At 36.3% G+C, this 7277-nt stretch carries 4 protein-coding genes and 1 pseudogene; 1 reads left to right on the top strand and 4 read right to left on the bottom strand.

The features are described 5' to 3' along the window. Nucleotides 1–137: 137 nt before the first annotated feature. On the bottom strand, nucleotides 138–551 hold the full coding sequence (locus B5E95_RS09950; RefSeq protein ID WP_025006108.1) for a peptide deformylase: 414 nt from the start codon (nucleotides 549–551) through the stop codon (nucleotides 138–140). A 289-nt stretch (nucleotides 552–840) separates the two neighbouring features. Between B5E95_RS09950 and B5E95_RS09945 the strand changes: the two genes are divergently transcribed. Continuing rightward, nucleotides 841–1851 (top strand): serine hydrolase domain-containing protein, encoded by a 1011-nt coding sequence (locus B5E95_RS09945; protein WP_162606889.1) that lies wholly within the window; start codon nucleotides 841–843, stop codon nucleotides 1849–1851. A 41-nt stretch (nucleotides 1852–1892) separates the two neighbouring features. On the opposite strand, the gene B5E95_RS09940 is transcribed toward B5E95_RS09945, so the two are convergent. The 3 genes and pseudogenes from B5E95_RS09940 to B5E95_RS09930 form a co-directional block, all read right to left on the bottom strand. Continuing rightward, nucleotides 1893–4724, bottom strand: a complete 2832-nt coding sequence (locus B5E95_RS09940) for a DUF3427 domain-containing protein (protein ID WP_087236520.1) — start codon at nucleotides 4722–4724, stop codon at nucleotides 1893–1895. 66 nt (nucleotides 4725–4790) lie between these two features. Next, nucleotides 4791–6230: pseudogene (locus B5E95_RS09935) on the bottom strand (APC family permease). A 55-nt stretch (nucleotides 6231–6285) separates the two neighbouring features. Next, nucleotides 6286–7113, bottom strand: coding sequence for an exodeoxyribonuclease III (locus B5E95_RS09930; protein WP_056945536.1), 828 nt, complete (start codon nucleotides 7111–7113; stop codon nucleotides 6286–6288). Between the last annotated feature and the right edge of the window lie 164 nt (nucleotides 7114–7277).

Genomic DNA, 7277 nt, shown 5'->3' with positions numbered 1-7277 from the left:
TACTCGTTTTGCTTTAACTTTGCAAGTCTTTTTTTCAAAAACTTTTTTAAAGCTCTCGAGCTCTTCGTCATCTCTCAAGACGACTTTATTAATTTACCCTACTTTCTCTTTTTTGGCAAGTTATTTTTTCAACTTTTTTAAATTAAAATTCCATTGCAATGATCTATCTCATGTTGAATAGTTTCTGCAATAAATTCCGAAAAATCTTGCGTTACTTCTTCAAGATTAAGATTCTGATAAGTAACGGTTATATTCTTATAGCGAATTGCCTGACGTTGACCGCTTAAAGATAAGCATCCCTCTTCAGTCGTATACTTACCATTCTTCTTAATAATTTTAGGATTAATCATCACGAAAGGTAAACTTCCAATATAGAAAGCAATAATTCTTTTAGGTTTGCCAATCATATTTGCGGCTAAGCCAGCTGCTTTGCTTCTATTTGCTAAAAGCGTATCACGCAAATCCAGCGCCGTATTCAGATCTTCTTTGCTTGCTAATGTCGATTTTTGACTTAAAAATACTTGATCATGAATGATCTTTTTTACTGCCATAACTTTTCCTTTCCAAATTTATTCAATATAGAATATTAACAAATTATTGCCATTTAACCAAAATAAACTGAAGCATAATATGATTGAAATGTTTTCTTTATTATTTTGAACTTGTATAGGGCAAAGATCGCGCTAAAATGTAAGTTAGACACTTTAAAGGGAGGCCTTCAAAATTTTTAAACAAATACTCACCGGATTAGCAGTTGCCGCTCTATTTTCTACTGCTACACCAACAATTATTTCTTCAAACACAGATAAGGTGCAAGCGAGCAGCTATTCTAGAAGTGCAATGCGTAGCTACGTACGAAACACTCTAGCTCAAAGCAACAGTCGAGGAAGCATAGTTATTATAAAAAATGGTAAACCTCAACAAATCAGCTATGGTTGGGCTTGGTATGGCAAAAGAATAGGCAACGGTAATGATAGCGTAGTCTATCCGACTGCTTCTTTACAAAAAGTAGTGACTGCTGCCATGGTTGTTCAATTAATGAACGAAAAATGGCATACAAGTGAACGTTTTAATCAAAACACTAAGATCTCACGTTGGTATCCTGAGCTAAAAAACGCCGACAATATTACACTAGGTCAACTAATGACCCACACTTCCGGAATTAACGCTGTAAATACGGAAGCTGATCGCGGGACCGACTATTCAGAAGATGATGCAGTTAAATGGGCAATTGATAATGCTAATTCCACTGATTCAGGTACTCCTGGCACTTATTTCTACAACAATACAAATTACATCCTATTAGCGGGTATTATCAAAAAGGTTAGTGGTCAATCATATGAAACTAATTTTAATAATCGTATTGTTAACAAATTAGGATTAGCAAATACCTATCTTTACCAAAATATTCCTAGCTGGAAAACTGATCCCATCTCATACATTTGGAATGTCAAAAATTATCAAGATCCTGAATATATAACTAAAACACAGGCTTCCCAACTTGTAGGTGCGGCCAACATGTTTACTACCCCAATGGATTATTACAAAATTCAAGTTGGCCTATCCAATGGTGCAATTTTAAATAAATCAGACTTCTATTACCTTACTCACTTAAGAAGCAGGGTTAATAACTATTCCGGTGGTATTTATCTTGATAACAACGACACCATAAAATCGGCATACGGAAATCTTGGTGGTACCCACTTTGGTATTTGGTTCCAAATGACGACTGATAATCGCAATGGTTTAATTATGTTCCTAAATCAAACTGCGGGTGACGAAAATGCTCAAAAACAAGTCGGATATCAAATTTTGAATCATATTAAACCATATACATTTATCGCAGGATAAAACAAAAAGACTTTTCCTAAAATTTGGAAAAGTCTTTTTTATTATTCAAATAAAAGTTCTGACATACTCGTTTTTAACGGCCGCTTCAACAATAAATTCATCCCTACGGCAGGCTTCTTTTTTGGTCCTAATAATTCTTCCTTAACCGAATCAGATTGAATTTGTGCCTCACCTAAATAGAAGAACTGCTTGCCATCGGCATCGCTTCTTTTAACAAAAACATGGATATGCATGTCTGGTGTCTTCAACAATCGCTGCACTTCTTCTGAATCCAAATGTCGTGGCACTCTTGTATACCAACGTAAGCTACGTCCATTTTCTAAAGTATTGTGATATAAAGCATTCCGCTTTTCTTGATCATCTTTTCGATAAGTAATAAAAATCGGCGTATCATGATCACCTACACGATAACCATACATCGGTGCAGAAACATCCCGAGGCCAATTCAACAATCTGCAAGCATCTTTTCGATCATATTGTTGGTATAAAGTAAATTGCTTTTGCTGGTCATAATTAGTACTTAATAGCAAACCTGTTTCAACTGCATCTTTAAACAGATCTTTGAACCATTTATTTTGAGTTAAAGCATTTAATAATTCCTGATTTAATTCATAATCAAACAAACTGCTATGAACTACCACGGGTTGATCACCATATTGTGCCTTCTTAGTAGTTTTACCTTGCTTAACATCAAAAAAATCAAGCGATAATATATCGTCTATCGAATTCAAAACTGCTTTATTTACATAGATTTCCTTTTTGCGTAATTCTGAGACAAAGTCTTCCTGGTTGACCTGTTTCTGCTTCAATAGCATCTGCAACAAAATTAGTTCATGAGCGCGCTTGCCATTCAAAAGCTCTTTAGTTAAAAAACTTAGAACTGCATTTTCATAATTATTTAGCTTTACTGCTTCACCCATTTTAATTAAAAATGCGGCGTAATTATCAAGTCCGCGATTATTAGCAAAAACCATTGGCGAAACTGAACCATATTGAGCAAAATCATGCAATAAAGGAATGCGACCCAATTTATTCTTCAAGCTTTGATAACTCTGCCGCAATTCCCGCATATTGTCTAACTTTATTTGATCTAGTGAAGCTAAAATCTTTTCAGATGCAACTTTACTAAAGTTAATCGTAGAAACATCAATAAAGTGAGGTAACCGCGCCTCTCTTTTGGCTTGATCCTTATCGCGACTTGTATCGTGATTAAGGGCAATTGGAATCATGTAATTATTCTTATAATTACCGATAAAATCCAGAACTGTCACGAATTCTTTACCAGGATATTTTCTTAATCCTCGACCTAATTGCTGGATAAAAACAATACTTGATTCAGTATTGCGCAGCATAATGATTTGGTTCAAAGCAGGAATATCAATCCCCTCGTTAAATAAATCTACTGCCACGATATATTCAATTTCACCAGCAACTAATTTTTGCACAATTTTATTACGGGTACTTTCGCTATCTTCATTGGTTAAAGCGACAGCAGGATGGTCTTTCTCTGAGAAAAGGTCAGCTAATTCGCGTGCTTCCTCTTTTCTACTGCAAAAAACGAGTCCCTTGGCTTGATCGCCGCAATAGCCATAATAATCAATTTCTTTCAAAACATAATTTACGCGATCTTCTGATACTAAATAGCGTAAATCAGTTGTTTCATCAATTGATTGGCCGTTTAACTCATAATCTTGTACACCGACATAATGAAATGGCGTCAGCATCTTATCTTCTAATGCATCCCGCAACCGAATATCGTAGGCCAAATTATAATCGAAAATTTGATACACATTTTGTTCATCGGTTCGTTCAGGCGTAGCCGTCATACCTAATAAAAATTGCGGCTTAAAATACTGCAAAATCTTTTGATAGCTTGGTGCAGCTGCTCTATGCGCTTCGTCGATTAAAATATAATCGAATTCATTTGGATCAAAGCTTTTTAGCATATCCGGTTGAGATAAAGTTTGAATCGTCGCAAATAAATATTTTTTATTCTTATCATGCTTATTTCCACTGAGCAAGCCATAATCCTGCTTTTTTCCACCAATTACATGATAAAAACTTGCAAGCGACTTTTTAGCGATTTGCTCGCGGTGCACAACATATAAAAATCTTTTCGGTTTAAAATCCTTAACCGCAAAAGCACCTAAATACGTTTTCCCTGTACCTGTCGCCGAAACAACGAGGCCTCTTTTTTCGCCATTATCTACTAGGCCCTGTAAATTTCTGAGCGCTGCTTGCTGCATCTCATTAGGAACAATTTTTGTTTTTGATTTGGTTAGATGCGCAACCGGTGCGGGCTGCCAGTTATTCTTATAATCAGCTAGCCATTGAGCGCTAAGATCAAAACTACTATCTTCCAATCTAGAAATTTTCTGCGCTAATTGTTTAGTTAAATCGGCTTGATTGCGCGAGCTAGCTTTTAATGCCCATTCATAATTGCTAAGCATGGCTGAACGGGTAAAATTAGCACTACCAATTACAAGAGTTTGATAATCTTCGTGTTCAAATAAATAGCCCTTAACATGAAAACCCGACTCATCCGCAATTTTCACTTTTAAGTTAGGAATTTTTGCCAACTCTTCAAATACGCGTGGATTATTGAAATTTAAATAATTGCTAGTAATTATTGTTCCGCCCACGCCTTTAGCTGCTAAATCAGCTAAAACGACTTTTAATGGTACGAGCATATCCTGCGTAATAAAGGCTACAGCCCAAGTAAAACTTTGACAGTGATATAATTCCTCTCGCAAAGTTAGCCATATTTTTTCATCCTGCTCATTCGCTAAAAGTTTGGGGCTTAAAAAATTATTCCCTAAGATCTTTTCATCATAAAAACCATTTAAGATAGCATCCCGCATCACATTCGACATTTTTTCACCTCATTTGGTCTAATTCTACTAAAAAAGCATCCGTTTTTTAAAACGAATGCTTTTCATTTATTGTTTTTGCCATTTTTCATGCCAGTGATAAAGAACTAACGGCAAAATTGAAACGATCGCGCACATGCCAATTAATGTCCAGACATAAATTCCACGTAATCCTGCTGCAGTTCCTTGAGCAGGTACAAAAGTAACAAAGAATGCGACAACTGTGATAATCAAAGCCAAAATCGCAATTGCAATACTCAATTTTGGATTCTTGCTCATGTAGTACATGCGGTGATAATCTTCATGTTTTTTCTTCAAAACCATGTAGGCTATTAACATGATCATATATACCATCAAATATTGTGCTGTTGTTGCGGCTAATGAAACATTAAACGCAAAGTCAGCATCGGTACCACTGGTAAAGGTAATCAGCAATGCTGAAATAGTAACGATTGCTGATTGCAAAATCATAATTCTAATTGGAACGCCATGCTTAGTTGTTTTAGCGAAAAACTTAGGCATGTAGCCTTCTTTAGCAGCTTCGTACATTCCCTGGTTAGGACCAGCGATCCAGTTACCAAGCTCGCCGATAATACCACAAGCTAGCATTACGCCAACAATCTTTTGCAATAAATCTCCTGGCAATCCGATAGAAGTCAACAGTTTGCCATAGGTATAAACGAAACCTGTGCTGTTTTAGATTTCACTTTTAGGAACAGTCATTCCAATTGCCATACTTCCCAAAAGGTCAAAGCAAATTGCAGTTGCAGCCAGAGCCAACATTACTTTTGAATAAGATTTTGGATGGTCTAAGTTCTTAACGTGTGGTGCAGAAGCTTCTCCCCCACAGAAGGCAAGCATAAATGGTACAAAAGCTACTAATGTAGTGCCATTTAAATGATGTGGAACTATCGTATGCCAATTAATCACCATATGAACTGGATGACCTTGTGCCAAGTATACAAAGAATGAAATAATCAATAAAATTACCGGAAGCGCAATTCCTAAAATGAATAGCCATTCCGCAATTCGTCCGATTTTTCTAATCCCAATAACTTGAATTGCGGTTGCACCCCATAAAATGATCATCATTAAGATAAAACGCACAATTGGCGTGGTGTTAAACCAAGGAGTTCCAAAAGCAATCGACAATGCACCAATAATCACGTACATCATCGTGTCCATCCCCACAGTAATGTGAATCCATTGGTAAAACATTGCGGTCCAACCCATTTTGTCTCCTAAAGAGCCTTTAACCCAGGTAAAGATGCCGCCTTTTTCCTAACCATCAATTGAAGCCATTTCACCGGCCATTTGAGTAATTGGAATAAACCATGCAATTCCAGCAATCAATAGATAAAATAATGCCGTAGCACCAGTTTTACCAAATGGGGCTAGTTCGTCCACGGAAATAACCATCGAACTAGTCATTGCAAAAAGCTTAAAAGCTGTTAGACGATTGTACTTTAGATCTTGCTCTAAAGCCCAATCTTCTTTCTCGTTATTCAAAAAAATTCAACCCTTATTTTAATTTAAAATTCATTATACTAGTATTTTCGGTAATTTAAAGATTTATTTCTAGCAAAATTGGACAGTGGTCTGCACGTTTGCCTGTATCAATCATCTCTGAGCGAACTACTTTATCCGCAATTCGGTTGCTTACTAACCAGTAATCAATTCTCCAGCCTGAGTTATTAGCTTTGGCCGTTCTAACTCTTTGAGCCCACCAAGAATAAACTCCTTCAACGTTGCCATTAACTTTTCTAAATGTATCGGTAAAACCAGCATCGAGTAAATTAGTAAAATCTGCTCTTTCTTCATCAGTAAAGCCGGCAGAATGATGATTATTTTCGGGATGCTTCAAGTCAATTTCGGTGTGAGCACAGTTATAGTCCCCACTTGCTAAAACCGGCTTTTCTTCATTTAACTTTTTCAAATATTCAATATATTTTTGATCCCAGATTTGACGATCAGCTAAACGTTTTAAGCCATTACCTGAATTTGGCGTATAAACTTGAGTAACAAAATATTTATCAAATTCTAAAGTGATTATTCGTCCTTCTTCATCCATTGGTTCAGGTGCACCAATTGCTGGTTTAGAAACTGCTGGAGTTAATCCCTTTTTGTACAAATACATTGTTCCTGCATAGCCTTTTCGAGCGGGCTCTTCAGATGAACGCCAAACATAATCGTATTCTGGAAACTTTTCTGCTAATGCAGCTTGGTGCTTTTTAGTTGGGCCAGTTGCGCGCAGTTTAGTTTCTTGAATTGCAATAATATCTGGATTTAAAGCATGAATCTTATCTAAAACTTCACGCGTCTCTTCTGCTCTAGCTGAAATTCCAGTTAATGCCGCATTCAATGAATCAATATTCCATGAAATTAAAATCATTATTTTTCCCCTTTAAAAATATTTCAAAACTAATTATAGCCAAAAAAATAGAGTAGAGGGAGTTTAATTCTCGCCCCTCTCATTGCACCGGACGTACGGTTCCGTATCCGGCGCTACATTTGTAATTCTTTACGAGATATATAATATTCTAGCGGATCGACCAA

This window comes from Lactobacillus gallinarum (assembly GCF_002160635.1).
GTDB classification, from domain to species: domain Bacteria; phylum Bacillota; class Bacilli; order Lactobacillales; family Lactobacillaceae; genus Lactobacillus; species Lactobacillus gallinarum.
The sequence above is the reverse complement of the archived record's forward strand: the minus strand, read 5'-3'. Positions and strand labels throughout refer to the sequence as shown.